The 26146-nt window shown below is 53.2% G+C and carries 24 protein-coding genes; 13 read left to right on the top strand and 11 right to left on the bottom strand.

Annotation, left to right across the window (positions count from 1 at the left end; translation table 11 throughout):
• Positions 1-20: 20 nt before the first annotated feature.
• The 5 genes from BEN74_RS19595 (at position 21) to BEN74_RS10920 (ending at position 4657) form a co-directional block, all read left to right on the top strand.
• Complete coding sequence (locus BEN74_RS19595; RefSeq protein ID WP_213072360.1) at positions 21-302, top strand: hypothetical protein; 282 nt, start codon at positions 21-23, stop codon at positions 300-302.
• A gap of 203 nt (positions 303-505) precedes the next feature.
• Entirely contained in the window at positions 506-1051 is a 546-nt protein-coding gene (gene grpE / locus BEN74_RS10935; RefSeq protein WP_068910481.1) for a nucleotide exchange factor GrpE, read from the top strand.
• A gap of 121 nt (positions 1052-1172) precedes the next feature.
• On the top strand, positions 1173-3113 hold the full coding sequence (dnaK, locus tag BEN74_RS10930) for a molecular chaperone DnaK (protein ID WP_068910482.1): 1941 nt from the start codon (positions 1173-1175) through the stop codon (positions 3111-3113).
• Between the two features lie 132 nt (positions 3114-3245).
• Positions 3246-4157 carry a matrixin family metalloprotease gene (locus BEN74_RS10925; protein ID WP_068910483.1) on the top strand — a complete coding sequence of 304 codons (912 nt, stop codon included), beginning with the start codon at positions 3246-3248 and terminating at the stop codon, positions 4155-4157.
• 116 nt (positions 4158-4273) lie between these two features.
• Positions 4274-4657, top strand: coding sequence for a hypothetical protein (locus BEN74_RS10920; protein WP_162898174.1), 384 nt, complete (start codon positions 4274-4276; stop codon positions 4655-4657).
• A 69-nt stretch (positions 4658-4726) separates the two neighbouring features.
• Here the strand turns inward: BEN74_RS10920 and erpA are convergent, their stop codons facing one another.
• The 4 genes from erpA to BEN74_RS10900 all read right to left on the bottom strand — a co-directional run bounded on the left by erpA (position 4727) and on the right by BEN74_RS10900 (position 8549).
• Positions 4727-5062 (bottom strand): iron-sulfur cluster insertion protein ErpA, encoded by a 336-nt coding sequence (erpA, locus tag BEN74_RS10915; protein ID WP_068910485.1) that lies wholly within the window; start codon positions 5060-5062, stop codon positions 4727-4729.
• 113 nt (positions 5063-5175) lie between these two features.
• Positions 5176-6147: a putative solute-binding protein gene (locus tag BEN74_RS10910; protein ID WP_171404925.1), complete on the bottom strand. Its 972-nt coding sequence runs from the start codon at positions 6145-6147 to the stop codon at positions 5176-5178.
• Positions 6148-6358: 211 nt separating this feature from the next.
• Positions 6359-7369 (bottom strand): putative solute-binding protein, encoded by a 1011-nt coding sequence (locus BEN74_RS10905; RefSeq protein WP_068910487.1) that lies wholly within the window; start codon positions 7367-7369, stop codon positions 6359-6361.
• 172 nt (positions 7370-7541) lie between these two features.
• Positions 7542-8549 (bottom strand): putative solute-binding protein, encoded by a 1008-nt coding sequence (locus BEN74_RS10900; RefSeq protein ID WP_068910488.1) that lies wholly within the window; start codon positions 8547-8549, stop codon positions 7542-7544.
• 224 nt (positions 8550-8773) lie between these two features.
• Between BEN74_RS10900 and abc-f the strand changes: the two genes are divergently transcribed.
• Positions 8774-10714, top strand: coding sequence for a ribosomal protection-like ABC-F family protein (gene abc-f, locus BEN74_RS10895; protein WP_068910519.1), 1941 nt, complete (start codon positions 8774-8776; stop codon positions 10712-10714).
• 101 nt (positions 10715-10815) lie between these two features.
• On the opposite strand, the gene BEN74_RS19430 is transcribed toward abc-f, so the two are convergent.
• Positions 10816-10953: a hypothetical protein gene (locus BEN74_RS19430; protein ID WP_162898173.1), complete on the bottom strand. Its 138-nt coding sequence runs from the start codon at positions 10951-10953 to the stop codon at positions 10816-10818.
• A gap of 604 nt (positions 10954-11557) precedes the next feature.
• Between BEN74_RS19430 and BEN74_RS19425 the strand changes: the two genes are divergently transcribed.
• Positions 11558-11722 carry a hypothetical protein gene (locus BEN74_RS19425; RefSeq protein WP_162898172.1) on the top strand — a complete coding sequence of 55 codons (165 nt, stop codon included), beginning with the start codon at positions 11558-11560 and terminating at the stop codon, positions 11720-11722.
• On the opposite strand, the gene BEN74_RS10885 is transcribed toward BEN74_RS19425, so the two are convergent.
• The 5 genes from BEN74_RS10885 to dnaA form a co-directional block, all read right to left on the bottom strand.
• Positions 11712-12077 (bottom strand): hypothetical protein, encoded by a 366-nt coding sequence (locus BEN74_RS10885; RefSeq protein WP_068910490.1) that lies wholly within the window; start codon positions 12075-12077, stop codon positions 11712-11714. The genes BEN74_RS19425 and BEN74_RS10885 overlap by 11 nt on opposite strands.
• A 171-nt stretch (positions 12078-12248) precedes the next feature.
• Positions 12249-14717, bottom strand: coding sequence for a DNA topoisomerase (ATP-hydrolyzing) subunit B (gyrB, locus tag BEN74_RS10880; protein ID WP_068910491.1), 2469 nt, complete (start codon positions 14715-14717; stop codon positions 12249-12251).
• Between the two features lie 43 nt (positions 14718-14760).
• Complete coding sequence (recF, locus tag BEN74_RS10875; RefSeq protein WP_068910492.1) at positions 14761-15843, bottom strand: DNA replication/repair protein RecF; 1083 nt, start codon at positions 15841-15843, stop codon at positions 14761-14763.
• Positions 15844-15860: 17 nt separating this feature from the next.
• Positions 15861-17009 (bottom strand): DNA polymerase III subunit beta, encoded by a 1149-nt coding sequence (gene dnaN, locus BEN74_RS10870; RefSeq protein ID WP_068910493.1) that lies wholly within the window; start codon positions 17007-17009, stop codon positions 15861-15863.
• Positions 17010-17121: 112 nt separating this feature from the next.
• The gene (gene dnaA, locus BEN74_RS10865; protein WP_068910494.1) at positions 17122-18501 is read right to left on the bottom strand and encodes a chromosomal replication initiator protein DnaA; all 1380 of its coding nucleotides are present in this window, start codon (positions 18499-18501) and stop codon (positions 17122-17124) included.
• Positions 18502-19162: 661 nt separating this feature from the next.
• Here dnaA and rpmH point away from each other — a divergent pair.
• The 6 genes from rpmH (at position 19163) to BEN74_RS10835 (ending at position 24903) form a co-directional block, all read left to right on the top strand.
• Entirely contained in the window at positions 19163-19297 is a 135-nt protein-coding gene (gene rpmH / locus BEN74_RS10860) for a 50S ribosomal protein L34 (protein WP_000831329.1), read from the top strand.
• A gap of 29 nt (positions 19298-19326) precedes the next feature.
• Positions 19327-19719 carry a ribonuclease P protein component gene (gene rnpA, locus BEN74_RS10855; RefSeq protein ID WP_068910495.1) on the top strand — a complete coding sequence of 131 codons (393 nt, stop codon included), beginning with the start codon at positions 19327-19329 and terminating at the stop codon, positions 19717-19719.
• Positions 19720-19728: 9 nt separating this feature from the next.
• Positions 19729-20049, top strand: coding sequence for a membrane protein insertion efficiency factor YidD (gene yidD, locus BEN74_RS10850; protein WP_086374374.1), 321 nt, complete (start codon positions 19729-19731; stop codon positions 20047-20049).
• Positions 20050-20054: 5 nt separating this feature from the next.
• Positions 20055-21818, top strand: coding sequence for a membrane protein insertase YidC (gene yidC / locus BEN74_RS10845; protein ID WP_068910496.1), 1764 nt, complete (start codon positions 20055-20057; stop codon positions 21816-21818).
• Positions 21819-21910: 92 nt separating this feature from the next.
• Positions 21911-23266, top strand: coding sequence for a tRNA uridine-5-carboxymethylaminomethyl(34) synthesis GTPase MnmE (gene mnmE, locus BEN74_RS10840; RefSeq protein ID WP_068910497.1), 1356 nt, complete (start codon positions 21911-21913; stop codon positions 23264-23266).
• Between the two features lie 446 nt (positions 23267-23712).
• Entirely contained in the window at positions 23713-24903 is a 1191-nt protein-coding gene (locus BEN74_RS10835) for a Fic family protein (protein WP_068910498.1), read from the top strand.
• Positions 24904-24950: 47 nt separating this feature from the next.
• On the opposite strand, the gene BEN74_RS10830 is transcribed toward BEN74_RS10835, so the two are convergent.
• Positions 24951-26132, bottom strand: coding sequence for an MFS transporter (locus BEN74_RS10830; RefSeq protein ID WP_068910499.1), 1182 nt, complete (start codon positions 26130-26132; stop codon positions 24951-24953).
• Positions 26133-26146 lie beyond the last annotated feature (14 nt).

Here is a 26146-nt window from a genome sequence, read left to right as displayed (position 1 = left end):
CTCTGCCGCCTGCCCTATATATGCAGGCATTCAAATCCGCCGCCTGCCCAGTTAAGCTAAGCCGGTTTGCAGCGCTTGTCATTGACAATTTGCTTTTAATTTCCGGCGTTTTCTGCTGCCTCATTGGCGCAGAGGGCCATCCGCGGCTGAAAGCCGGTGATTCCGCCGCTGCCGGCGGCGCTGCGCTGAAAATCGCCCGAAAGCATCAGCCGGCGAATGCATCCCTGAAAGCCGGCTTCAGGCTTAAAAGTGCAGGCGCTGCTCAAATCCGGCATTCCCGCTTGCATAAAATCATTTTTTAATGCCGGATTTCCTTTAAATCCTCAGAATTTTTTATAAAAACCTGCATTTAATGGCGGAGTCCGCTTGAATTTTTGCAGCCAGCCCCGACCTCTTTAGTAATTATGAAATTCTGCACACTCATGGCAGTTCAGAATGAACGCTGTCAGCACTGACGCAAAAGGGACTGTACATGTTTAAAAACCCATTTAAACGGAGTAAATCAATGGCAACTGAGCAAAATCAAGACGCTCAAGATCTTCAGCAAGAGCAGGCTTTGGAGCAGGAAACAGCGCAGACTGGAACAGAGCAGGCTGAAGTTTCCGTTGAATCCCTGCAAGAGCGCATTAAGGCGCTGGATGAAAGCCTGAAGCTGGAAAAGGCGCGCACCGCAAATGCCGTATATGAAGCGCAGAAAAGCGTAGAGCGCATTCAGCGTGAGTCTGACAAGCACAAAGACACGGTGCTGGAAAAATTCGCCAAGGAGCTGCTGGATTCAGTTGACAATTTAGAGCGCGCTATTCAGGCCGCCGGCGATGAAGAAAATGCTGTGGTTGAAGGCGTCAAGCTGACCCTGAAATCGCTGCTGGCCTCGCTGGAAAAATTCGGCGTTGCCGAAGCGGACACCGCAAACGGCTTTAACGCAGAACTGCATCAGGCTGTCGGCATTGACCCGGCAGCCAAAGCCAACCAGATCGGCAGCGTGCTGCAGAAAGGCTACACCCTGAACGGCCGCCTGCTCCGCCCTGCCATGGTTATGGTCGGCGCATAAGCCTGATAAGTGCGGGAGCCTGCAAAATATTTTCTTCAAAGCAGCTTGAAAAATTTTGAATGGCTCTCATATCGGATAACAAGCGAAAACATCGTAAAAGAATTTTAGAGGAAACACCCAAATGGCTAAAATCATTGGTATTGACTTAGGTACAACAAACTCTTGCGTAGCCGTACTTGAAGGCGACAAAGTTAAAGTAATTGAGAATGCTGAAGGCGCGCGCACAACGCCGTCGATCATTGCCTATAAAGACGGCGAAATTCTGGTGGGCCAGTCTGCGAAGCGCCAGGCGGTAACCAACCCGAAAAATACATTATTCGCCATCAAGCGCCTGATTGGCCGCCGCTATGAAGATCAGGCGGTGCAGAAAGACATCGGCCTGGTGCCTTACAAAATCATCAAAGCGGACAATGGCGACGCTTGGGTGGATGTAAACGACAAGAAGCTTGCGCCGCAGCAAATCTCTGCTGAAATCTTGAAAAAGATGAAGAAAACTGCAGAAGACTACCTGGGCGAAACAGTGACTGAAGCCGTGATTACGGTTCCGGCTTACTTTAACGACGCGCAGCGCCAGGCGACTAAAGATGCAGGCAAAATTGCCGGCTTGGAAGTTAAGCGCATCATCAACGAGCCTACAGCTGCGGCTTTAGCGTTCGGCATGGACAAGAAAGAAGGCGACCGCAAAATTGCCGTTTACGACTTGGGCGGCGGTACTTTTGACGTATCAATCATTGAAATTGCCGACCTGGACGGCGACCAGCAGATTGAAGTGCTGTCAACAAACGGCGACACTTTCCTGGGCGGCGAAGACTTTGACAACGCTTTGATTGAGTATTTAGTTGAAGAGTTCAAGAAAGAGCAGAACTTCAACCTGAAGCAGGATCCGCTGGCTTTGCAGCGCCTGAAAGAAGCCGCTGAAAAAGCTAAAATCGAGCTTTCTTCATCCAATGCGACTGAAATCAACCTGCCGTACATCACTGCAGATGCGACCGGTCCGAAGCACTTGGTGATCAATGTAACGCGCGCGAAACTGGAAGGCCTGGTGGCTGACCTGGTTGCCCGCACAATTGAGCCTTGCCGCATTGCGCTGAAAGATGCCGGCCTTTCAACTTCTGACATTTCTGACGTGATCCTTGTCGGCGGCCAGTCGCGCATGCCGATGGTGCAGCAGAAAGTGCAGGAATTCTTCGGCAAAGAGCCGCGTAAAGACGTGAACCCTGACGAAGCGGTAGCGATTGGCGCAGCGATTCAAGGCGCGGTACTGTCCGGCGACAAAACTGACGTGCTTCTGCTTGACGTTACTCCGCTGACGCTTGGCATTGAAACCATGGGCGGCGTGCTGACAGCGATTATTGAGAAAAACACCACGATTCCTGCGAAGAAATCTCAAGTGTTCTCAACAGCTGCTGACAACCAGCCTGCGGTGGACATTTCGGTATTCCAGGGCGAGCGCAAAATGGCGCAGCAGAACAAATTGCTGGGCAACTTCCAATTGGGCGATATCCCGCCTGCGCCGCGCGGCGTGCCGCAAATTGAAGTATCGTTCGACATCAACGCGGACGGCATCCTGAAAGTATCTGCGAAAGACAAGAGCACCGGCAAAGAGCAGTCGATCCAGATTAAAGCGAACTCCGGCTTGTCTGATGCTGAAATCGAAGCGATGATTAAAGACGCTGAAGCCAATGCTGAAGAAGACCGCAAGTTCGAAGAGCTGGCGAAAGCCCGCAACGAAGCGGATGCGCTGGTATCTTCCGCTCAGAAAGCGGTGAAAGACCTTGGTGAACAGGTAACTGCTGATGAGAAAACTGCAGTTGAAACTGCGGTTGCAGAGCTTGAAGCTTCTACCAAAGAAAATGATGTAGAAGACATCAAAGCCAAAACTGAAGCGCTGCAGAACATCATCATGCCGATTACGCAGCGCGCTTATGAAGCGGCTCAAGGCCAAGGCGGCGCGCAGGGTTTTGACCCGAACGCGTTCCAGGGCGCTGAAGGCCAGCAGCAGAAAGCGGACGACGGCGTTGTAGATGCCGAGTTCACTGAAGTTAAAGACGACAAGAAATAATTTGACGCTTTAATTCAGCCCGGAAGGGCAAATAAAAGACCGCGCGCAAGCGCGGTTTTTTATTGGAAGGCGCATTTCAAAAGCGCGGAATTTCGGCTACATTATTTTAAAAATTAAACTTAATAAATATTTATGCGCATCTTCGCAATAGCCTTGGTTTTGCTTACGCTGCTGTTTTTCAATTACCAAACCCGCAGCCATTACCAGCTCCGCTACAATTCATGGCCTGACCGCCTGCTGCATCCGCTGGATACGCGCCTGCGCTATCAGGTTGCGGAAGTTGATCCGCGTTTTGGCCTGAGCAGGGATGAAGTGATTCAGCTCAGCCGGGAGGCTGCGCAAATCTGGCAGGACGGCACCCAGAAGCCCTTATTTGTCTACGATGAGCATGCCCGGCTGCAGATCAAGCTGATCTATGATGAGCGGCAGGCGGAATACAATGCGTTCAGGAAAACCCTGCAGCGGCTGGATCAGGAAAAAAGCAGCAATCAGCGGATCTCAGAGAATTTAGACAGCTCCAAAAGCAGCCTGGAGCAGATGCAGCGCAGCTTAAGGCAGCAGCAGATTCAGCTGCAGGCGGACTATCAATACCTTGCGCAGCAGCGCCAGAGCTGGAGCCGGCTGGAAAATGCCGGCGCGGAAAACCGCCAGCGCATTGAAGCCCAGTATCAGGCGCTGCGGGAAAAATCGCGCCGCCTGGACAGCGACATTGCCTACTATAACCGGATGAACAGCCAATTCAGCCAGCAGATCAGCCAGCATAACAGCAATATTGAGCGCTACAACTGGGGCGTGATTCAGGCCAAAAACCGCTTTCCGCCGCGCGAATTCCACAAGGGCGTCTTCATGGGCGATCAGATTCAGATTTACCAGTTTGACGCCAAAGATGACCTGCGCCTCGCCCTGGCGCATGAATTAGGCCATGCTCTCGGCCTGGGCCACCATGCCGATCCGGAGGCGCTGATGTACCCGGTGCTGGGCGAGCAGGAACTGCAGCGCTTCAAGCTCAAGCCGGCAGACCAAAGCCTGCTGTATGCGCGCTGAACGCCGGCTGCAGGCGGCAAAACCCCATAATTTCTATAGGCCTATGCCAAGGATATTGAACTGCGGACCGCCATTTCATGCTATTGTGAAGGTCAAGCCTAATCTGAAAAATTTGAGTGGAGAGCAGTGTGAGTTACTACCATATCTTAATTGAAGTGAATGACCACATCAGCACAATTGAACAGACGCGTGATATCGAAATTTTTGATATTACGGAGATTCAGCCTTATCTCCATTCAATTTTGCTGCCTTTTTTCAACGAGCAGCTGATCGAGCTGGATGATGAAAATCTTGAGTTCAAGGATGTGCTGCATCTGGAAATCAAGCAGACCCTGCTGCCGATCCGCGATTTAATCGAAGAGGAGCAGAAGCTGCTGCCGAGCGATACCGATGTCACCATCACGGCGTATGAGGTTTTCAACAACCGCGACTTGAGCCAGGATGTGACCGCGGTGGTTTTTGACCTGCTGGACGCCATCAAGCTGGCCCCTGAAGCTTAAGCGCTTATTCAAGCCGAAAAAAAGCCCCCGGATTTTCCGGGGGCTTTCTGCTGTTCAGGGCAGGCTTTCTTAGACGGAGAATGATGAGCCGCAGCCGCAAGTGGTGGTGGCATTCGGGTTTTGCACCACAAAGCGCGAACCTTCCAGGCCCTCAATATAGTCGACCGTTGAGCCGACCAGATACTGGTAGCTGAGCGGATCGACCAGCATTTTAACGTCGCCGTTCAGGTATTCGGCATCGTCTTCATTCTGGCTTTCGGCAAAGTTGAATCCATAAGAAAAGCCTGAGCAGCCGCCGCCCGTGACATAAACACGCAGCATCAATTCCTGATTACCTTCACTGTCACGCAATTGGCGCACCTTATTGGCAGCATTTTCAGTCAGCACAAGCGCTTGGGCATTCATGATGGATTCCTCTGATCGGTTCGGGCATCTTTAAAAAAAGACCATGTTTCAAGTATAGCATACCCGATATATGGCCAGTCTTGCAGATTTAAAGTCAAATCAGAGCAATTTTATCAGGATTGCTTATAGTTCTCATCCTGCAGCGCGCATTCAAAGTTTTTCGGCTCCTGCCTGCAGCGGAACTGCCACAGCAGCTTCATCATGCGCTTTTCATACACGCCGCGCCGGGTCAGATCTATGCGCGCTTCCCGCATCATTTTCTGATAGCCCGGCTTATCGGCCGCCGGCACATCCATCCAGTATTTTTTAGGAATGTCCGACTTCATTTTGCCGAGAATATTGAATGCGCGCGGCAGCTGGCCCTTCACCCATTCACGCGACTTCTGCCCGTAGCCGGCCGGAAATTTATCCGAGTGGATAATAATATTGCCGGTCACCTGCAGTATAGGGTAATTGACGATGGCGCCTTTGGCGCCCAGGCCCTTGTGCAGCTCCAGCGGCTTGAAGACCGCAGCCGGCGCGCCGATGATATCGACCTGGCCGTTGTTGAATTTGGCGCCGAAATTGGTGACATCGGCGCTGACCGCCTGCGCCCCGACCTGCTGCACCATGATTTTCTGCGCTTCATCGTAGTCCAGCACCGCAATTTTCTTGCCGGCGGCTTTCGCCACGCTGTTGATGCTGCGGTCATTGACCAGCAGATAGGCATCCCCCACCGGCACCACGCCGGCCACTTCATAGCGCCCTTTCAGCATGCTTTTGGCGAATGCCGGGCTCGCCAGGCCCTGCATGACTTTCACTGCCAGATTCAGATCCGGAATGGCGCCGATGGCATCCAGCGAGCCGATAAAGGTATTGAACTGGCGCCCGCGCATGCCGGTCACGCTGATGCCGTCGCATTTCCCGGCCTTAAAGTCTTCGGCGATCACCGCTTCATTCTGCCCGACGCGCAGCTCAATGTCTGCGCCCCAGTTTTTAGCCGCCAGCTGATAGTCCTTCATCAGGGCATACACGTCGCCGCTCTTGCCGACCAGATCAAATACGCAGACCACCTGCTTCGCCTGCGCGGCGCCGGCGGCAGCCATGAGCCCGGCGCCGAATGCGCAGGCCCTTATCCATTGCTTTGTCATGAGATTGCTGTCCTTATTTTCAGTATTTTTATTGTTTTCCCGGGCCGGATTTTTCCGCCCGTTTTTTTTCCTGCCCCGCCTCCCTCCGCGGCTGAAAGCGCCAAAGGCTTGCCGCGCAGAGCCAAAAAAGCCTAGAGTTTTCTAGGCTTCTGCTTCAGTCACCGGATTACTCGCCGCCAAGCGAGCATTCAAAGTTGGCTTTATCGACAGAACAGCGGGCTTTTTTCAGCACGCTCATCATCGATGGGTCATAAATGCCGCGCTTGGTCATGTCCATGCGCCCTTCACGCAGCAGCTTCTGATACTTGGTTTTGTCTTCAGCGCTCAGATTCATTTTATATTTTGCCGGAATGCCGGCTTCCGAACGGCCGATCATGGCAAAGCTTTTCGGCAGGTTTTTCACAAACCAGTCACGCGACTTCTGGCCAAAGCCGGCCGGAAACTGATCCGGGCGGATAATAAAGTCCGCGGTCACCTGCAGCACCGGGAAGTTAAACATCGCGCCATTGCTGCCTAAACCTTTATAGATTTCCAGCGGCTTATAGGCGTAGGCCGGCGCGCCGACCATGTCGACCTGGCCGTTATTGAACTTGGCGACAAAATTGGACACATCGGAAATCACCGCCTGCGCGCCGACGCGCTGCACCATGATTTTCTGCGCGTCATCATAGCCCAGCACTGCAAACTTTTTGCCGGCGGCTTTTTCAATCGAATTGATGTTTTTATCGCGCACAAAAATAAAGGCCGAACCGAGCGGCGCAATGCCGGCCACTTCATATTTTTTGCCGCTGAGGTTGCTGGTCATTTTGCTTTCATTGCGCTTGTCCAGGGCAAAGGTGATTGCGCGCTTGGCGATTTCATTGCTGGGCGCCCCGCCCAGCGCATCAATTGAGCCGGCGAATTTATTGTACTGGCGCGCGCGCATGGCGGTCATGAAAACGCCGTCGCATTTTCCAGCTTTAAAGTCATTGTCCGCCACAGCTTCATCCTGGCGCGGGATCAGGTTGACTTCAGCGCCCCAGCTTTTGGCCGCCAGCGCCCATTCCTGCGCCATTTGAAAAGATTCGCCGGATTTTCCCAGCAAATCGAATACGCAGATGTCCACTTTGGCAGCTTGCGCCGCGCCGGCAAATCCGATTGCAGAAAGCGCAGCCAGTGACAGGAAGGTTTTTTTCATTGTATTTATCCTTTTAGAATCTTTTTATTTCAGGGGGTGTCCATACACGCATCAAATATTAAGCAAATTATCTCTAAAAAAATAGAGCTTTTGCTCCATTTTTTCATGTCATTTCAGCCTATTTTTCCCCGCTGCCGGATCAGGATTTTCAGCGCGCTGGCGGCAGGCTGATTCATTCGCCGCCGAGCGAGCATTCAAAATTGGTCCGCTCCACCGTGCAGCGCGCCTTTTTCAGCACGGTCATCATGGCTGCGTCGTAGACGCCCTGCGCGGTTAAATCCATCCGGCCTTCGCGCAGCAGCTGCTGATAGGCGGCTTGGTCTTCCTTGCTCAGCGCCACTTTGTACTTGGCTGGAATCTCGGCTTCCAGGCGCTTCACCATGGCGAAGCTTTTCGGCAGCTGCCGGACAAACCAGGCGCGCGACTGCGCGGCGTAGCCTTCCGGGAATTTGTCCTGCCTCAGCACCAGATCCGCCGTGACATTCACCACCGGAAAATCAATCATGCCGCCCTGGCTGCCCAGGCCTTTATGAATTTCCAGCGGCTTGAAGGCATAGGCCGGCGCCGCCACAAGATCCACTTCACCGCTGTTGAATTTGCGCACAAAATTGGAAATATCCGACATCACCGGCTTCGCGCCGATGCGCTCCACCATCTGCTTCTGCGCGCGGTCATAATGCAGCACCGCGAATTTCTTGGCTTTCACCTCTGCAACTGAATTCAGGCTGCGGTCTTTGACAAAAATATAGGCCGAGCCGATTTGGCCGATGCCCGCCACTTCATAGCTTTCACCGCCCACTTTCGTCACCAGCCGGCGGGCGTTGCGCTTGTCCAGCACATAGGCAATCGCTTTCTGCGCAATGCTGTTGTTCGGCACGCCGCCCAGTGCATCAATCGAGCCGGCGAATTTGCTGTAGGCCCTTGCCCGCATGGAGGTCATGTAAAATGCGTCGCATACCCCGCCTTTAAAGTCCTTTTCGGCTTTGGCTTCATCCTGATACGGCAGCAGATTCACCTCCGCCCCCCAGGTTTTGCTGAGCAGCGCCCACTCTTCAATCAGCTTGTAGGATTCGCCGGCCTTGCCGAGCAAATCAAATACGCAGACATTCACTTTGGCCTGAATTTGCCCGGAACAGGCCCAGATCCCCAGCGCCGATAAAGTCAAAATTCCCTTTTTCATTATCTATAGCCTTGATTATTTTTCATTCAATTTATGCATTGAATATAGGCAGCTTTTTTTCCCGCGCCTAGGCAGCAGCTGAAATTTCCGACAGATGCCCGGCGGATGGAACAGGCCCCGCACCGCGCTGCAATCCTGCACAAAAATAAAACCGGCGCTTTTTTTGTTTTTGCTCAGGCTTCCTTTAGAATAGGCGCATCTTTTCGGTGTATTTTGACAGTTTCATGATTCAGCTAGACCAGCTTTCCATCCGCCGCGGCGGGCGTGTTTTATTTCAAAAAGCCTCCATGCAGCTGCATCCGGGATGGAAAATCGGCTTGACCGGAGTCAACGGCGCGGGCAAATCCACCCTGTTTTCCGCGCTGCTGGGCGGCATGGAGTCGGACAGCGGCTCGCTGACGCGCCCTGCGGTATGGACCGTAGCGCATATGGCGCAGGAAATCAAAGCCCTGCATATGAAGGCGATTGATTTTGTGCTATCCGGCGATGAAGAGTTCTGGGACATCCAGAATCAGCTGAATCATCCTGAAAGCCTGAACGATGACGAACTGGCGTATCTATACGGGCGCTTTGACGAAATCAGCGGCTATTCCGCGCCGTCCAAAGCCTCGCAGCTGATGGCCGGTTTAGGCTTTTTTGAGCATCAGTCGCAGCTGGATGTCGCCAGCTTTTCCGGCGGCTGGCGCATGCGCCTGAATCTGGCGCGCACCCTGATGAGCCGTTCAGACCTGCTGCTGCTGGATGAGCCGACCAACCACCTGGACTTAGACGCCATCCTGTGGCTGGAAGACTGGCTGAAAGCCTATGAAGGCACGCTGGTGCTGATTTCGCATGACCGCGATTTCCTAGACGCCATTACCGACCATATCCTGCATATTGAAAATCAGGAACTGACCTTATACACCGGCAATTATTCCACTTTTGAGCGCACCCGCAGCGAGCGCCTGGCGCAGCAGCAGCAGGCCTATGAGAAGCAGCTGGAAACCCGCGCGCACCTGCAGAAATATATTGACCGCTTTAAAGCCCAGGCCACCAAGGCCAAGCAGGCGCAAAGCCGCATCAAGCAGCTGGAGCGCATGCAGGAATTGTCGGCTGCCCATGTCGATACGCCGTTCACCTTCAGCTTCCGCGAGCCGACCAAAATGAGTTCGCCGCTGCTGCAGCTGGAGCATGCCGATATCGGCTATGGCGATAAGCTGATTGTCACCGATGTCAATCTGCAGATTACCCCAAGCAGCCGCATCGGCCTGCTGGGCATGAACGGCGCCGGAAAATCCACCCTGATTAAATCCCTGGTCGGCGATTTGCCGCTGCTGCGGGGCCTCCGCAAGGATTCTGAGCTGCTGAATATCGGCTATTTTGCCCAGCATCAAATGGATGCTCTGGACGGCAATGCCAGCCCGATGCTGCAGCTGGCGCGGATTGCCGACAAAAAAATCAGCGAAGCCGCCCTGCGCGCATTTTTGGGCAGCTTCGGCTTCAGCGGCGAGCGCATGGATACGCCAAGCGAAAGCTTTTCCGGCGGCGAGCGCGCGCGCCTGGCTTTGGCGCTGATTGTCTGGCGGCGCCCGAATGTCCTGATTCTGGATGAGCCGACCAACCATTTGGATCTGGATATGCGCCATGCCCTGACCATGGCGCTGCAGGATTTTCAGGGCGCTGTGGTGCTGGTTTCGCATGAGCGCCAGCTGATTGCCAGCGTCTGCGATGAGCTGATTTTAGTGCATGGCGGCCAATGCCGCGAATTTGACGGCGACCTGAGCGCCTATGCCGACTGGCTGCGCCAGGCGCGCGCTGAGATGATGAAAAACGGCCAGCAGCCGGCTGCGCCGGTGCAGTCAAAGGTAGCGGCTGCACAGCCCGCGGTTTCCAAACTGGACAAGGAAGCGCAGCGCAAGGAAACGGCGCGCCGCCGCGAACTCAGCCGCCCGATCCGCAAGCAGATTGAACAGTGCGAAGCGCAGATGGAAAAAATCCAGCCCCGCTTAGCCGGAATTGAAGATCAGCTGGCGGACAGCGCTGTATATGACGCCGGCCGCAAGGATGATTTGCTGAAGCTGATGAATGCGCAGGCTGAGCTGAAAGCGCAGCTGGAGCAGGCCGAAGAGCAGATGCTTGAGCTGATGATGGCGCTGGAAGAACTGGAAAGTTCCTTCGCAGATTAAGCCGCTCGCCCGCGGCGCGGCGGCGCCGTTTGGGCGCAGGCTCAGCTCCCATGCCAAAGCCTGCAGAGGCTTTATCCGGGGCATTGCAGAAGGCGCCGAATTCAACTGAAGCTTTGCCGTCCATCAATTGATGCGCTGCGCCAGCCGGCGCCGCGCTTTCTCCGCATTCTCACCACTTCTCCCGCCACATCATTCATGTGGCGCTTATTGCCCTGCGATCCAATTGAAATTATCCTCATGCGCAGGTCATGATCCTAAATGCAGGTCAGATCAGCTGTGCGTTGCCTGTGAACAGGCGGCAGCCGGTTCTGCGCCCAAGGCCGCTGGCCTGAGAGCCTCCAGCCTTGCCGATGCCAGCCGCAACCGCGCCAGCATGCATATCTTTGCCGGTGGCTGTGGCCGCGCCGGAAAATCAAATAAGAAAAATACTTAAAATAAATAACAGAAATTGCCTAACTTTATTCAGGACGGGACACGCTGCTGAATTTAGGCGGCATATCAGCAGCCATATTTAATGCAATTAATTGATATTAAATAAAATATATTCATAAAAAGCTGGGTTTAACTCATAATTTCAGGACTGAATAGCCATTGTTTAATTTTTCTTAAAAAGTGAATTTCAGGATTATTTAGTTTTTCTAAACCATAGTAAATGCACATCCGCATGCCGTTCTTCTGCGCCATGCGCAGCCAAGCATGCCGCGCAATACGCTCTACTGAATGCAGGCGCACGGCATTTTTAAATTCAAAACCGCAGCGCAAATAAATTTAAATTCATTACTGATGTTTTAAATTCAAAGAACTCTGCGGTTTTAAATTTATTGCAGGCCTGCAGCCAAAACTGTGGATAAAATTATACTTTCCGCACAGGGTTTTGAACAGTTTAATTTAGATTTTTATCCACAGCCTGCTGCTTTTAATCCGCAGCAGGCGCCGCTTCAGCCATTTTTTTATTCTTATATGAACCCGTTTTTCTTTGCTTTCCCGCCTGCAACACTCAATGCATAGCGGCCCGCTCGGCTTTTAAAAAGCGCAGCTCCTGAATTTTCCAGGCGCCGCTGTAGCGCCAGACTTCCTTAATCTGCTGCCGGCTTTCCCGCAGGCCAATCAGGACCCGGCATTCAGTCTGCTCGCGGTTAAACTCAAATTCTTCATATTCAACATCCGGTTTCTGCGGCTTCCAGACCCCGTTTTTAACCGCATGCGCAATCCGCTCATAGCGTGTATGGCTGCTTTCCGTTCGCCCGTCCCGCTCATATACCACCGTGAAATGCTCGCCCTCATACTGGGCCAGAACCGCATAATTGCCGGTAAAAAATGCATTGACCCAAATATCGCGGGCCTGCTCCAACTGATTATCCATCCTCACCGCCTCCAGTTTCGCTGCGCAGGAAGCCCTGCTTCCAGCATCATGACAGCTCTATAAGTCAATTTGATAACATTCAATCCGGCTGTAATTCAATCAGATTATTGAAAAAAATAGCATAAAAAAAGCATCCCGGAGGATGCTTTTCAAGCCTGCAGTACAGGCCGCTTAAGCGTCAATATCCGCGTTCAGCGCATTCTCTTCAATGAAGGCGCGGCGCGGCTCCACATCGTCACCCATCAGGCAGGAGAACATGCGGTCAGCCTCAATCGCATCCTGCACAGTCACCTGCAGCATATTGCGGTTTCCAGGATCCATTGTGGTTTCCCAAAGCTGCTCAGCATTCATCTCGCCCAGGCCTTTGTAGCGCTGAATCATCATGCCGCGGCGCGAATCCTGCAGAATCTGCTGCCAGACCTGATGGAAGGAGCTGACGCCAATTTTGCGCTCGCCTTTCTGCAGATACGCGCCGTCTTCCAGCAGCGTAAACCAGCTCTTCGAATTTTTCAGCAGGCGCGCATATTCGCCCGAACCCAGCAGGCCGGCATCCAGCAAATAGCTGTGCGGCAGGTTATGCACGTAAACGGTAATGCGCGGCAGGTAAGTCTGAATTTTCTGGCCTTCAGCGCCTTCTTTTTCCAGCACTTCCAAAGACAGTTCAGGGCGCAGGCCCGGCTGCGTTTTTTCAATGGCGGCGCGCACCTGTTCGCCCCACTGCTGCACATAGTCCCGGTCCGAAGTCTGCTCCAGCTTAAAGCCTTCAACCGCAATCAGGGCATCCAGCAGGCTGGCCGGATAGCGCAGCGTTAAGCGCTGCAGGCTCTTCTGCGATGTCTGATAGTCGGCAATCACGCCCGCCAGCGCTTCGCCGCGGATGGCCGGCGCCTCCGCGCTGATGTGCAGCTCCAGCTCATCAATGGCATTGGAAATCAGGAAGGTTTCCAGCGCGTCATTGTCCTTGATGTACTGCTCATGCTTGCCTTTTTTCAGCTTGTACAGCGGCGGCTGCGCAATGTAGATATGGCCGCGCTCCACCAGTTCCGGCATTTGGCGGAAGAAGAAAGTCAGCAGCAGGGTGCGGATGTGCGAACCGTCCACATCAGCATCGGTCATGATGATGATTTTATGGTAGCGCAGCTTGTCCGGATTGTATTCCTCGCGGCCGATGCCGCAGCCCAAAGCGGTAATCAGCGTGCCGACTTCGGCAGATGAAATCATCTTGTCAAAGCGCGCGCGCTCCACGTTCAGGATTTTGCCTTTTAAAGGCAGAATCGCCTGCATCTTGCGGTTGCGGCCCTGCTTGGCGGAACCGCCCGCGGAGTCGCCCTCGACCAGATACAGCTCAGACAGGGCCGGATCTTTTTCCTGGCAATCCGCCAGCTTGCCCGGCAGGCCGGCGATATCCAATGCGCTCTTGCGCCGCGTCATTTCGCGCGCCTTGCGGGCAGCGTCGCGCGCGCGCGCAGCGTCAATAATTTTGCCGGCAATCGATTTCGCCGCCTGCGGATTTTCCAGCAGGTATTCAGAGAAGGATTTGTTCATCGCCTGCTCTACAGCCGGCTTCACTTCGCTGGAGACCAGCTTTTCCTTGGTTTGCGAAGAGAACTTCGGATCGGGCACTTTCACCGAAACAATCGCCGTCAGGCCTTCGCGCGCGTCATCGCCGGAAACCGCAACCTTCTCTTTCTTGAGCAGGTTTTCGCTTTCCATATAGCTGTTCAGGCCGCGGGTTAAAGCCGCGCGGAAGCCGGCCAAGTGCGTGCCGCCGTCTTTCTGCGGAATGTTGTTGGTGAAGCAGCGCACGTTTTCCTGATAGGTGTCATTCCACTGCAGCGCCACTTCAACGCCGATGCCGTTTTCCGCCTGCGTAGTGAAATGGAAAATGTCATTCAGGTGGGTTTTGCCCTGGTTAATGTATTTGACAAACTCAGACAGGCCGCCCTCATAGTCAAAAATATGCTCGGCATTGATGCGCTCATCGCGCAGCACAATGCGCACGCCGGCATTCAGAAACGACAGCTCGCGCAGGCGGCGCGCCAGAATATCGACATTGAAAATGGTTTGGCTGAAGGTTTCAGCGCTTGGCCAGAAACGCACGGTTGTGCCGGTTTCCGCCGTATCACCCACAACTTTCAGCGGATAGACCGGATCGCCGTGCTTGTATTCCTGCTGATGAATATGCCCTGCGCGCTGAATCGTCAGCTCCAGCTTGCTGGATAAGGCATTCACCACGGAAACGCCCACGCCGTGCAGGCCGCCTGACACTTTATAGCTGTTGTCGTCAAACTTGCCGCCAGCATGCAGGATCGTCAGAATCACTTCGGCAGCGGACACGCCTTCTTCCGGATGGATATCCGTCGGGATGCCGCGGCCATTGTCTGAAACGCTGACCGATTCATCTTCATGGATGGTCACCAGAATTTCATCGCAGTGGCCTGCAAGGGCTTCATCGATGGCGTTGTCCACCACCTCAAACACCATGTGGTGCAGGCCCGAACCGTCATCTGTATCGCCAATATACATGCCTGGGCGTTTGCGAACAGCATCTAGGCCACGCAGTACTTTGATACTAGAGGAATCATAAGCCTTTTCATTGGTTTGTTCTGTTTGAGAGGCAGGTTGATCTTCTGAACTCATGGTTTCTCCCTAGTGAAAAATAGGTCTATGCAAAGACGGCATGTCATTGCTCAGCAATCTGAACCGTACCGTTTTCAACTTTGAATAATTGATAGGCAATAGACATCTCATGCAAGTGATGCTGTACCGATTCATGGTCTAAAGTGGTAATAAAAACTTGACTGCCAAGCTGGCTCAATCGGCCAATTAAACGCTGCTGCGCGGTTAAATCTAATTCTGCTGTCAGATCATCCAATAATACCACAGTTTCCTTATTGCAGGCATGCAGCATTGCGATCTGCGACAGTTTTAGCGCCATAATCAGCAGCTTTTTCTGGCCGCGCGAAAGCACGGCATCGGCAGGGCCCTGAGGCGTTTTCAGGCGCAGGTCGGCGCGGTGCGGCCCGCATTCGGTATAGCGCCGCTCCAGATCTTTATGATGGCTGGCGGCCAGGTCATGCAGCAGCCCTGTAGCGCTGTGAAAGCCGGGGCTGTATTCCAGGCTTATTTCCAGATCCGGCAGCAGCCGCTGCAGGTCCTGCTGAAAATAATGCTTCCACTGCTCCACTGCGCCGGCGCGCTGCGAATGCAGGATTTCGCCGTAATCGCTGAGCATCCTGTTCCACGGCTCAAGCTCGGCAAGGCTTAAGCTGCGCCGCGACTTCAGCAGGCTGTTGCGCTGCTTCAGCGCCCGCGAGTAGTGCTGCCAGGCATGATAAAATTCCGGTTCCACGTGGAACATCATCCAGTCCAGCATTTGCCGCCGCGGCTTGGCGCCGTGGTCAATAATGTCTGTGCTCTGCGGGTCAATCAGCTGCAGCGGCAGAATCTTCGCTAGCTGGCCCTGCGTCGCCACCAGGTCGCCGTTGACCTTGATCAGCTGCTCGCCGGACTGCATTTTCTGCATGCCGATTTTATCGGCGGCTGACTGGGCGAATACAATCGCGTCCGGCGCATCGTGCTGAATGTAGTTTTTCGGAATATGCGTGCGGAACGAGCGCCCGGTTGCCAGCAGGTGAATCGCCTCCAGAACCGAGGTTTTGCCTGAGCCGTTGCGGCCGTAAAAAACGTTAAACGGCTGCAGCTCAGCGAGCGCAACCGTCTTTAAGTTCCGGACACGTTCCACATGCAGGCGCGCAATGTGCATAAGGGCGCTGGATGCCGTTAAACGCGCATCGGCATGACCACATAGGTTTGATCCTGATGCGCCGGATCCTGCACCAGCACCGACTGATTGGCTTCGGTCATGGTCATGGAAACGTCATCGCCGTCCAGCACGCTCAGCACATCCAGCAGATACTGCGCATTGAAGGACATTTCCATCGGCGCATCGGCATACTGAATCGCCAGGTCTTCCACCGCCTCATCCTGCTCGGGGTTGTTGGCCCGCAGCTGCAGGGTGTCGGCATCAAAGTTCAGGAACACGCCGCGCAGCTTTTCATTGCTCAGAATCGCCACACGCTGCAGCGACTGCTTAAACACGTCATGCGCAATCACCACATTTTTGTCGCCGCCGCGCGGAATCACCCGGCGGTAATCCGGGAATTTTCCATCAATCAGCTTGGTGGTGAAGCGCACGGTAATATCACCCTGCTCTTTGTCACGGCTGGCGATGGTAATGGTGACATTCAGCAGCTCACGGCCGATCAGCAGCGCCAGCGGCTCGTCTTCCACACTGAGCAGGCGCTGCAGCTCGCCCACTGCCTTGCGCGGCGCAATGGCCTGAACCAGCTGCGGCGCATTGGATGAAGCTGCGGTTTCACACAGCGCCAGGCGGTGGCCGTCTGTAGTGACTGCGCGCAGCCGGTTTTGATCAATTTCCAGCAGGGTGCCGGTGAGGTAAAAGCGCACATCCTGCACCGCCATGGCGAAAGCGGTTTTCTCAAACAGGCGCTTCAGCTCGCGCTGCGTGACCGTGACCTGCGTGCCCTGGGTATTTTCAGTGCTGAGCAGCGGGTAGTCTTCAGCCGGCAGCGTGCCGAGCACAAAGCGGCTGTTGCCGGATTTTAAAATGCAGCGCAGGTCTTCAGTAATCTGCAGGTCAATTAAGGCAGCGGCAGGCAGGGATTTGCAGATGTCCATCAGCTTGCGCGCAGGAACCGTGGTTTCCCCCGCCTGCAGGCAGGCGCCCGCAGCCAAAGGCGTGCTGGCAACCAGCTCTACTTCCAGATCGGAGCCGGTAATGGTCAGCGCCTGTTCAGTGACCTGCACTTTCACATTCGACAAAATGTTTAAGGTATGGCGACGTTCAACCGCTCCTACGACATGTGATAGAACATTCAGTAAGCTTTCTTTCGCGATTTTCAAACGCACGATACTTTCCTCTGGCAGCTGAAGATGAATAATAGATAAATTGGGGTTTTGAGCAGTGTACTATGCGGCAGAAAATGCCGCATTGCAAGAACAGAATTTAAGCAAAAAATGATCAGCTCTGCAGCAGGCGGAGCAGGTTTTTGTAGTCTTCATTGAAGATCGGATCTTCCTCGCGCAGGCTCTGCACTTTCTCGCAGGCATGCATTACCGTACTGTGGTCGCGCCCGCCGAAAGCCATGCCAATTTCAGGAAAACTGTCGCCGGTCAGCTCGCGCGCCAGCCCCATAGCCAGCTGGCGCGGGCGGGCATAAATGCGGGTGCGTTTCGGGCCGACCAGCTCCTTTAATGGAATGCGGAAATACTCGCTGACCACGCGCTGAATATTTTCCGTGCTGATGGTGCGGGCGCGGATTGCCAGCACATCCTTAAGCGACTCGCGCACCACATCCAGGTCAATCGGGCTGCCCTTGAAGCGTGAAATAGCCACGACTTTGTTCAATGCGCCTTCCAGCTCGCGCACATTGGCCACCACCTGCTGCGCAATAAACAGGGCGCAGTTGCGCGGCAGCTCCACATCATTGCTTTCGGCTTTTTTCAGCAGGATTTCAATGCGGGTTTCAATATCCGGCGGCTCCACGCCGACAGACAGGCCCCAGGAAAAGCGCGACACCAGGCGCGGGTCCAATTCCGTCAATTCTTTCGGATAGCGGTCAGAGGTCAGAATAATCTGCTTGGATTCATCCAGCAACGCGTTAAAGGTATAAAAGAACTCGACCAGGCTGGCTTCCTTGCCGGCCAGCAGGTGAATGTCATCCACCAGCAGCAGGTCTAAAGAACGGCAGTTTTTCTTGAACTCTTCCACCTTGCCCTGCTGCAGCGAGCTGACAAAATCCTGCACAAAGCTTTCCGCGGTCATGTACATCACGCGCGCATTCGGCTTCGCCTGCAGCAGCGCATTGCCGACCGCCTGCATTAAATGGGTTTTACCCAGGCCTGTCGGGCCATACAGGAACAGCGGGTTGTGCTGCGGCGCGCCGAGCTGGGTCAGCACTTTGCGGCAGGTTTCGGCCGCCATCTGATTGGAGCGGCCTTCAACAAATAAAGAGAAGGTAAACAGCGGATTCAGCTGGCGGCGCCGGCTGTTTTTAGCGCCCTGCTCATCCTTTTCCCTTTTCGGCTTGGCGGCAGGCGCCGGCGCGCTTTCCAAAGCGGCGGCGGTTGTCGCCGGCTGCTCGCTGGCGGACAGAATTGCGCCGGGGCGCGAATCGACCAGAATTTCCACTTTGCGGATGCGCCCTTCGGACAGCTGTTCCGCCAGAATCGCAATCAGCTCTAAATGATGCTCTTGAATATAGCGCGTCCAGTAAGGATTCGGCGCAAACAGGCGCAGCGTATCTTCCGCCTCCTCAGCAACCAGAGGCCTGATCCACATTGTAAAGACATTGCCGGACAGCTCTTGACGCAAGCGAGTTAAGCAGTCTGTCCAAAGCATGTGAAACCCCTATTTTCAGTCCATTGCGCATAAAAAAATATTTTGGCCCGCCCGAGCGGGTCGCCATTCTAACCAAGTTATCCACATCTGTCATGGCCAATTCAGCGTTTTTGGCTAAAAAACCGCATTTCAAGCTTATTTTTAAATTTAAAAGCCAGTGTGGATAACTTCAGCAGCAAGCTGTGGATAAAATATATCACAAAGTTATCCACAATGTGTCAAAATTATAAAAACATAGTTATTCACAGCTTATATTATTGTTTTTAAAATTTAAAAGCAGGATTTCCACAGAAAACCCCCTGCCTAATAATAATAAATTTAAATTTTAAAATTTGAATTTAATAATAAGAGTCTGGCTTTCTGGGGATAACTTCAGCCAAGGTTTAAATTCAAATTCAAAACAGAGAACAAAGCAGGATTTAACTCCATCTTGTGGATAACTCTGATGATAAGATTATGGATAAGTATTTAATGCTTAAAGAACAATAGTTTGCTTTATGCATAATGATGGAGTTCAGCAATAAGCCTGTTTCTGCTTATTCTATTAATTCTGCTTCAATCTGATCATTTTTTGCAAGAAAACCTGTTTTTCATTGACAGCTCAAGCAATGAGCACTAAAATCGCGAACCTTTATAGAAAGATCAATTTTGGAGTTTCAACATGAAACGTACTTTCCAGCCTTCTGAATTGAAACGTAAACGTGTTCACGGTTTCCGTGCGCGCATGGCGACTAAAGCCGGCCGCCAAGTACTGGCTCGCCGCCGTGCTAAAGGCCGTCATAGCTTAACTGTTTAATCAGTTAAAGCTGCAACGACTTGGGCGCTATGACACCGCTTTATGGCTTCAGCACAGCTGTACGCATACGCTGTGCTGCCGATTATAAAGGTGTGTTTGACGGTGCGCTTTTTAAAGTGCATCAGCCCCATTTCTTATTTCTTGCAAAACGCTCCGAACAGCCGAACAGCCGTTTGGGTCTTGTTGTTGCCAAGAAAAAAGTGCGCCGCGCACATGAACGGAATCGAGTAAAACGTCTTGCCCGCGAAAGTTTTCGCCTGCATCAGCAGCAATTAGATGAATTAGATATAGTGGTGATGCCGAAAGCCGGCATTGATGCTGTGCCTAATGCTGAATTGCATCAGCAATTACAATTTGCCTGGCAAAAGCTGAACCGCCTTGCCAAAAAGCATTCAAAAACAGCTTCCTCCCCGCAAAAGTAGAGACGGCCAATGGTACATTTGCTGCATTGGTTAATCCGTTTTTATCAGGTTGCGATCAGTCCGCTGCTTGGACCCCGCTGCCGCTATATTCCCACATGTTCTCAATATTCATTGGAAGCAGTCCATATGCATGGCGCTGCGCGCGGAACGTGGCTGGCTGCCCGGCGTATTTGCCGCTGCCATCCGTGGGGCGGATCAGGCTATGATCCGGTGCCGCCCAAAGCACTTCGTTTTATTTCATTTCAGCAAATAGATTCTCAAACGCTTCACGTTGCTGTACCCTTTCGTGATCGTTTATTGAACCAAAATCACTCTCACCACTTGGGGTAATAGATATGCAACAATGGGCCAGGATTGCAATTCTCGGGGCCATGTTTGTTGTCGCATATTTGCTCATTTTGGCTTGGCAAAAAGATTACGGTCATGCGGACAGCAAGGCGCAGCAAAAAGCTGCAGTTGTGTCGCATGAAGTATCTGCAGACCTGCCAAATGGCCAAACGGCTGCCGCATCATCAGATGTGCCGCAGGCAAATATCGCAGCGCAGCAGACAGCAGACGCCACTGCACCTGTAAGTCAACAGCTTATTTCAGTGAAAACTGACCTTTACCATCTTTGGATTAATCCTAAAGGCGGTGATATCGTCCGTGTTGAATTGCTCAATCATGACAAAAACAAAAACAGCGATGAGCCGTTTGTCATGCTGGAAAGCGATGCCAAGCGCACTTATGTTGCCCAGTCCGGCTTAATCGGCCTGAATGGCCCTGACAGCAGCCGCAGCGGCCGCCCGGCGTATGAGATTGAAAAATCATCCTACAGCCTGGCTGACGCTAAATCTGTACAGGGCAAAGACGGCAAGGCGGAACAGGTCCTGACGGTGCCGATGGTGTTTAAAACTGCCGATGGCGTAGAAGTGATTAAAACCTTCAGCTTTAAGCAGGGCGAATATCCGATTACGGTCAGCCATAAGATTGTCAACCGCAGCGGCCAGAACTGGCAAGGCCAGATGTTCGGCCAGCTGAAGCGCGACAATTCTGAAGATCCGGGCAAATCCGATCAGGGCATTTTCACGCTGGGCACTTTTCTGGGCGGCGCCTGGGGTTCGCCGGATGAGCACTACAACAAGCTGAAATTCGCCAACTTCAATGATGAGAAATTAAGCGTTGAAGCGAAAGGCGGCTGGGTTGCCATGGTGCAGCACTATTTTGTCAGCGCATGGGTGCCGGGTGAGCTGAAGCTGACTCAGGCTGAAGGCCAGCCTTTTGCAGCCAAGCTGGAATCACGCAAGTCCAATGATGACATGAACATCATCGGCTTCACTTCGCCGACCATCAATGTGCCTGCAGGCACGGCAGCGGAAGTGGATGCGACGTTCTATTCCGGCCCTAAAATCCAGTCTGAACTGAAAGACCTGGCTGTGGGCTTGAACCAGACTGTGGATTACGGCTGGCTATGGCCAATCGCCAAGCTGCTGTTCCTTGGCCTGCAGTTCTTCCACGGCCTGATAGGCAACTGGGGCTGGTCAATCATTCTGCTGACTGTGCTGGTGAAGCTGATCCTTTGGCCATTGTCGTCAAAGAGCTACCGCTCTATGGCGAAAATGCGCGTGATTGCGCCGGAAATGCAGCGCATGAAGGAAGAGTTCGGCGAAGACCGCATGCGTTTCTCTCAGGAAATGATGGCGCTTTACAAGCGCGAGCAAGTCAACCCGCTGTCGGGCTGCCTGCCGCTGCTGCTGCAGATGCCGATTTTCCTTGCGCTGTACTGGGTGCTGATGGAATCGGTTGAGCTGCGCCATGCACCGTGGCTGGGCTGGATTCAGGATTTGTCGGCAATGGACCCGTGGTTCATCCTGCCGCTGCTGATGGGCGCGACCATGTTCATCCAGCAGAGCCTGAACCCGCAGCCGGCCGATCCGATGCAGGCGAAAGTGTTCAAGATCATGCCGATTCTTTTCACTGTCTTCATGCTGTTCTTCCCTGCAGGCCTGGTGCTGTACTGGATTGTCAACAACAGCATCACGATTCTGCAGCAGAGCCTGATCAACAAGAGCGTGGCTAAAGAGCGCGATAAGCGTGACGGAGCGGACTCAGCAAACTAAGTGCTGCTGACGAGCTGAATAAATCCGCTTAAGATGGTAATCTTAGGCGGATTTTTCTTTGGCCGCTGTTTGAGTATTTTTAGGTGTATGTTATGCAAAATCGAACCACTATCGCTGCAATCGCCACACCGCCGGGCCGCGGCGGCGTAGGGGTCATTCGCCTGTCTGGACCTAAAGCTTACGCCATTGCCGAAGCGCTGACGCAGAAGGCCTTGCCCAAGGCCCGCTATGCCGGCTTCCGCCAATTTCTGGATGAGCGCGGCGAAGTGATGGATGAGGGGCTTGCGATCTGCTTTCCCAATCCGCACTCCTTTACCGGCGAAGATGTGGTGGAGCTGCAGGGCCACGGCGGCCCGGTGATTCAAAATGCCCTGCTGGCGCGCCTGCTGGAGCTGGGCGCAGCGGCCGCCAAAGCCGGCGAATTTTCCATGCGCGCCTTTGAAAACGGCAAGCTGGACTTGGTGCAGGCCGAGGCGATTGCCGACTTGATTGACGCGACTTCTCAGGCGGCGGCCCGCTCTGCGGTGCGTTCCCTGCAGGGCGCATTTTCGTCCAAAGTCAATGCGGTGCTGGAAAACCTGATTTACCTGCGCCTGCATGTGGAAGCGGCCATTGATTTTCCGGAAGAGGAAATCGACTTTCTGGCGGACGGCAAAATCTTGGCGCTGCTGGATCAGGTCAGCGCATCGGTAACGCAGGTGCAGCAGTCTGCGCGCCAAGGCCAGCTTCTGCGCGAAGGCCTGCAGGTGGTGATTGCCGGCAAGCCGAATGCCGGCAAGTCTTCCCTGCTGAATGCGCTGGCGGGCACTGAGCGCGCGATTGTCACCGATATTGCCGGCACCACCCGCGATGTGCTGCATGAAACCATCAGCCTGAATGGCCTGCCGATTACCCTGACCGATACTGCAGGCCTGCGCGAAACAGGTGATGTGGTGGAAAAGGAAGGCATCCGCCGCGCCATTCAGGAAATTGAACAGGCCGACCTGCTGCTGCTGGTATATGACCTGAGCCAAGGCGAAGACCCGCTGCAGCTGGCGCAGCGCTATTTTGCGGCCCATCTTGAGCCGAAGCGTCTGATGCTGATTGGCAATAAATGCGATTTAACCGGCGCTTCAGCGCAGATCAGCGACTATCAGGGCTTCCGCCATATTGCGGTGTCCGCCAAGCAGGAAACCGGCGTTCAGGCGCTGATTGATGCGGTTACAGCGCATGCAGGCTTCCAGCCTGAAGAAGATACCTTTATTGCCCGCACCCGCCATTTGGACGCAATGAAGCGCACGCAGCGCTATCTTGCGGAAGCGCGCGAGCAGCTGACGGTTTACCATGCCGGCGAGCTGGTCGCGGAATCTTTGCGCCTGGCGCAGAATGCCCTGGGGGAAATTACCGGTGATTTCAGCGCGGATGACCTGCTGGGAAGAATTTTCGGCTCATTCTGCATCGGAAAGTAATTTTAAATTCAGCTTATGCTCAGTCAGCTGTGAAGCGTTTGCTTGCGGGTTAAAAAGCATTAGGTTTTAAGTGCTTGATGATTTTTAATCTGCTTAAAAATACCCGCATTTATAAAAATAGCAAATCAGACAAGCAGCTGGATAAATTTACTGCAATGGGGGGGCATGCCGGGCCGTGACTCTAAGATAGGATTTCCTCAATGGCGGAGGCTTGGAGCAGCATCCGCAAAGCGGGATAGAAATACAGCTGATGCGCGGCTGCAGCTTTGATGCAAGCCTTAACCTGCTGATATTCCATACTAAAAAATAAACATGTATTTTCTGACATTTTCTCTGACATTTTCTCTGACATTTTCTCTGACATTTTTTTGATAAAAAATTGACTAAATATATGAAATACAATATTAATGTTTTGACATTTCCTTTGACATTTTTCCTGACAGAATATGCCTGAACAGAGTAAAGTATGGATAGATGACACCACATTGAGAGTCATGACGTATAAGTCCGGCCCTTTTATATTTCAACTGGGTTTTGAGCTGAATCAGGTTCAGGCGCTGCTTGACCGCGTCAACGATTCACAGAACCGCTTCAATAAAACGCCCAGCCTGCCTTTAATTATTGATCAGGTGCAGGATAAGGTGCTTGCCAGCAGCATTTACAGCACCAATACGATTGAGGGCGGCCAGTTTACGGAGCAGGAAACCGCCGACATCTTAAAGCAGGACCCGAAAACGATTCAGAAGTCGGAAGAAAAGCGCCTTACGAATTTAAAAGAGTCTATTGAATGGGTCAAGAAATCCAGTTCAAAGCAATTGGCTCCTTTGAGTGGCAAGGCTTTTGAGCTTTCGGCCATGTTTCAGCTGCATACCCTGGTTTCGCAAAACTTGGCAGAACAGCATAATCCTGCAGGGCAATTAAGGAATAACCGGCCCGGCCAGAAAACGGTTGTTGGCAATGACGCGCATGGAGGCATATACCGCCCGCCCAAATGCGTGGAGGATATTGAGTACCTTATTCAGGCTTGGGTGGAGTGGCTGAATAGCCCTCATGTCATCAGCCAGCCTGCGATTGTCAGAGCTTGCCTGGCGCACTACTATTTTGAGCTGATTCATCCATTCTGGGACGGCAATGGGCGTACTGGCCGCCTAATTGAAATGTTCATTCTTGAGCAGTCCGGGTACAGATTCAGCTCATCCGCCATCTGGAAATATTATCAAACCAATATTCATGAATACTTTGCTTTGTTCAATCAGTGCAGGCAGCAGGCCGCAAGGAAAGAAGATTATCCGAACCAGATGTTCATTGAATTTGTGCTCAAAGGGATGTTTGCAACAATTGAATATCTGCATGATCAAAGCAATACGCTGATTCACTTTCTGCTTTATCAAACCGCATTGAATGATGCCAAATTCAGCAGGAAGATTTCAGACCGCCAATTCAACTTAATTCATAACCTGATGCGGGCAATTGGGGAAAATAGCAAATTCCTGTCCAAGGCTGATCTGTACCGCATCCCGCAAATTCAGGCTTTATACAGCGGAAAGGTGGAAAGGACATTTTACCGGGACATAGAAAAGCTGATTGAGCTGGATTTCCTGTCCGAGCAGGACGGGCTTCTGATTGTCGGAAATTGACTGAAAGGCAGCGCAGTTTAATAGGGGCTTTTTGATATCCGCCGCTTTTACTGCGCTGCCTGTTTTATCCTGCGCTGGAAAAGCAGCAACCCTGCGCACAGCAGCCCAACAGCAATGCAGAAGCCTGAAACGCCTACGCCCAGGCCAAAATGATCGGACAGATAGCCGGCCCCGATAATCGGCAAAATAGTGCCCAAATAGCCGATAAACAGGTAGGTCGACATTACGGCTGCGCGGTTATCCGGAACGGTCATGCCGTGAATCATGCCGAAAGCCCCGAGCAGGCCTAAACCGTGCCCTATGCCCACGAACAGGACACTGGCAAAAAACAGCATGCTCCAGTGCATCTGCATGCAGGCGCCCAGCAGGACATAGCTGATAATCAGTGAAATCAGCCCCGCGCGCACCGCGGCCTGCGGATTGAGCTTTTTGGCAGTGAACTGCGCCAATGCGGACAGCATCAAAATGCTGGCAATCGCGGTGCCGCTGACCAAAGGCCCATGCCAGGGAATGACTTCCTTGACGAAGGATGGCGCCAGTGAGGCAAACAGGCTGAATGAGGCAAAAGCGCTGAATGCGGTAAAGCCCGCAATATAAAACGGCCCGTGATATTCCGGCGCCGGCAGCTGCAGGTGCGGCGCCACGGAAAACGGCTGCTTCTGCGCCGGCCGGATTTTGACGGAAAACAGGCCGAATAGGCACAGCGCGGCGCCTGCAATCACCGGTAAATACGGCATCACCAGCGGGCGGGAAGAAAACTGCGCAATCGCGCCACCGATCAATGGGCCTAAGCCAAAGCCGATTACCGTAATGATTGAGCTGAGCTGCGGCGCGCTGTGCTTATGGCTGTCCGGAATGGTGTAAATCAGGCCGAGCATGGCTGAAGTATTGATCAGGCCGGATGCAATGCCAATCAGGAACCGCGCAAATGACAGGCTGAGTGCGTCTGGAGAGGCTGCGGAAAGCGCAAGTCCGGCAATCACAAACAGCAGGCCGGCCTGCAGCGTGGTTAAAAAGCCGAAACTGTTGCTGGCGCGCCCCAAAAACAGCAGGGCAGCCAGGCAGCCGAACATGTAGGCCACAAAAATATAGGTGATCTGGCTAGGCTGCAGATGCCAAAGCTGCTGATAAACCGGATACAGCGGGCTGGCCAAAGCCGTGCCGACTGTTCCCATAATCAGGGCAAGGCTGACCATGGTGAAAGGGCGCCAGGATTGAGAATTTGTCATTGAGCAGGCCGCAT

The sequence above is a fragment of the Acinetobacter sp. WCHAc010034 genome, assembly GCF_001696615.3.
GTDB lineage: Bacteria > Pseudomonadota > Gammaproteobacteria > Pseudomonadales > Moraxellaceae > Acinetobacter.
The sequence above is the reverse complement of the archived record's forward strand: the minus strand, read 5'-3'. Positions and strand labels throughout refer to the sequence as shown.

Bases quoted from the DNA above. Each gene is read 5' to 3' on its own strand.
- BEN74_RS19595 (WP_213072360.1), top strand. From the start codon at position 21: ATGCAGGCATTCAAATCCGCCGCCTGCCCAGTTAAGCTAAGCCGGTTT.
- grpE (WP_068910481.1), top strand. From the start codon at position 506: ATGGCAACTGAGCAAAATCAAGACGCTCAAGATCTTCAGCAAGAGCAG.
- dnaK (WP_068910482.1), top strand. From the start codon at position 1,173: ATGGCTAAAATCATTGGTATTGACTTAGGTACAACAAACTCTTGCGTA.
- BEN74_RS10925 (WP_068910483.1), top strand. From the start codon at position 3,246: ATGCGCATCTTCGCAATAGCCTTGGTTTTGCTTACGCTGCTGTTTTTC.
- erpA (WP_068910485.1), bottom strand. From the start codon at position 5,062: ATGAATGCCCAAGCGCTTGTGCTGACTGAAAATGCTGCCAATAAGGTG.
- BEN74_RS10910 (WP_171404925.1), bottom strand. From the start codon at position 6,147: ATGGCTGCCGCCGGCGCCGCGCAGGCGAAGCAGGTGGTCTGCGTATTT.
- BEN74_RS10905 (WP_068910487.1), bottom strand. From the start codon at position 7,369: ATGAAAAAAACCTTCCTGTCACTGGCTGCGCTTTCTGCAATCGGATTT.
- BEN74_RS10900 (WP_068910488.1), bottom strand. From the start codon at position 8,549: ATGAAAAAGGGAATTTTGACTTTATCGGCGCTGGGGATCTGGGCCTGT.
- abc-f (WP_068910519.1), top strand. From the start codon at position 8,774: ATGATTCAGCTAGACCAGCTTTCCATCCGCCGCGGCGGGCGTGTTTTA.
- BEN74_RS19430 (WP_162898173.1), bottom strand. From the start codon at position 10,953: ATGAGGATAATTTCAATTGGATCGCAGGGCAATAAGCGCCACATGAAT.
- BEN74_RS10885 (WP_068910490.1), bottom strand. From the start codon at position 12,077: ATGGATAATCAGTTGGAGCAGGCCCGCGATATTTGGGTCAATGCATTT.
- gyrB (WP_068910491.1), bottom strand. From the start codon at position 14,717: ATGAGTTCAGAAGATCAACCTGCCTCTCAAACAGAACAAACCAATGAA.
- recF (WP_068910492.1), bottom strand. From the start codon at position 15,843: ATGCACATTGCGCGCCTGCATGTGGAACGTGTCCGGAACTTAAAGACG.
- dnaA (WP_068910494.1), bottom strand. From the start codon at position 18,501: ATGCTTTGGACAGACTGCTTAACTCGCTTGCGTCAAGAGCTGTCCGGC.
- rpmH (WP_000831329.1), top strand. From the start codon at position 19,163: ATGAAACGTACTTTCCAGCCTTCTGAATTGAAACGTAAACGTGTTCAC.
- rnpA (WP_068910495.1), top strand. From the start codon at position 19,327: ATGACACCGCTTTATGGCTTCAGCACAGCTGTACGCATACGCTGTGCT.
- yidD (WP_086374374.1), top strand. From the start codon at position 19,729: ATGGTACATTTGCTGCATTGGTTAATCCGTTTTTATCAGGTTGCGATC.
- yidC (WP_068910496.1), top strand. From the start codon at position 20,055: ATGCAACAATGGGCCAGGATTGCAATTCTCGGGGCCATGTTTGTTGTC.
- mnmE (WP_068910497.1), top strand. From the start codon at position 21,911: ATGCAAAATCGAACCACTATCGCTGCAATCGCCACACCGCCGGGCCGC.
- BEN74_RS10835 (WP_068910498.1), top strand. From the start codon at position 23,713: ATGCCTGAACAGAGTAAAGTATGGATAGATGACACCACATTGAGAGTC.
- BEN74_RS10830 (WP_068910499.1), bottom strand. From the start codon at position 26,132: ATGACAAATTCTCAATCCTGGCGCCCTTTCACCATGGTCAGCCTTGCC.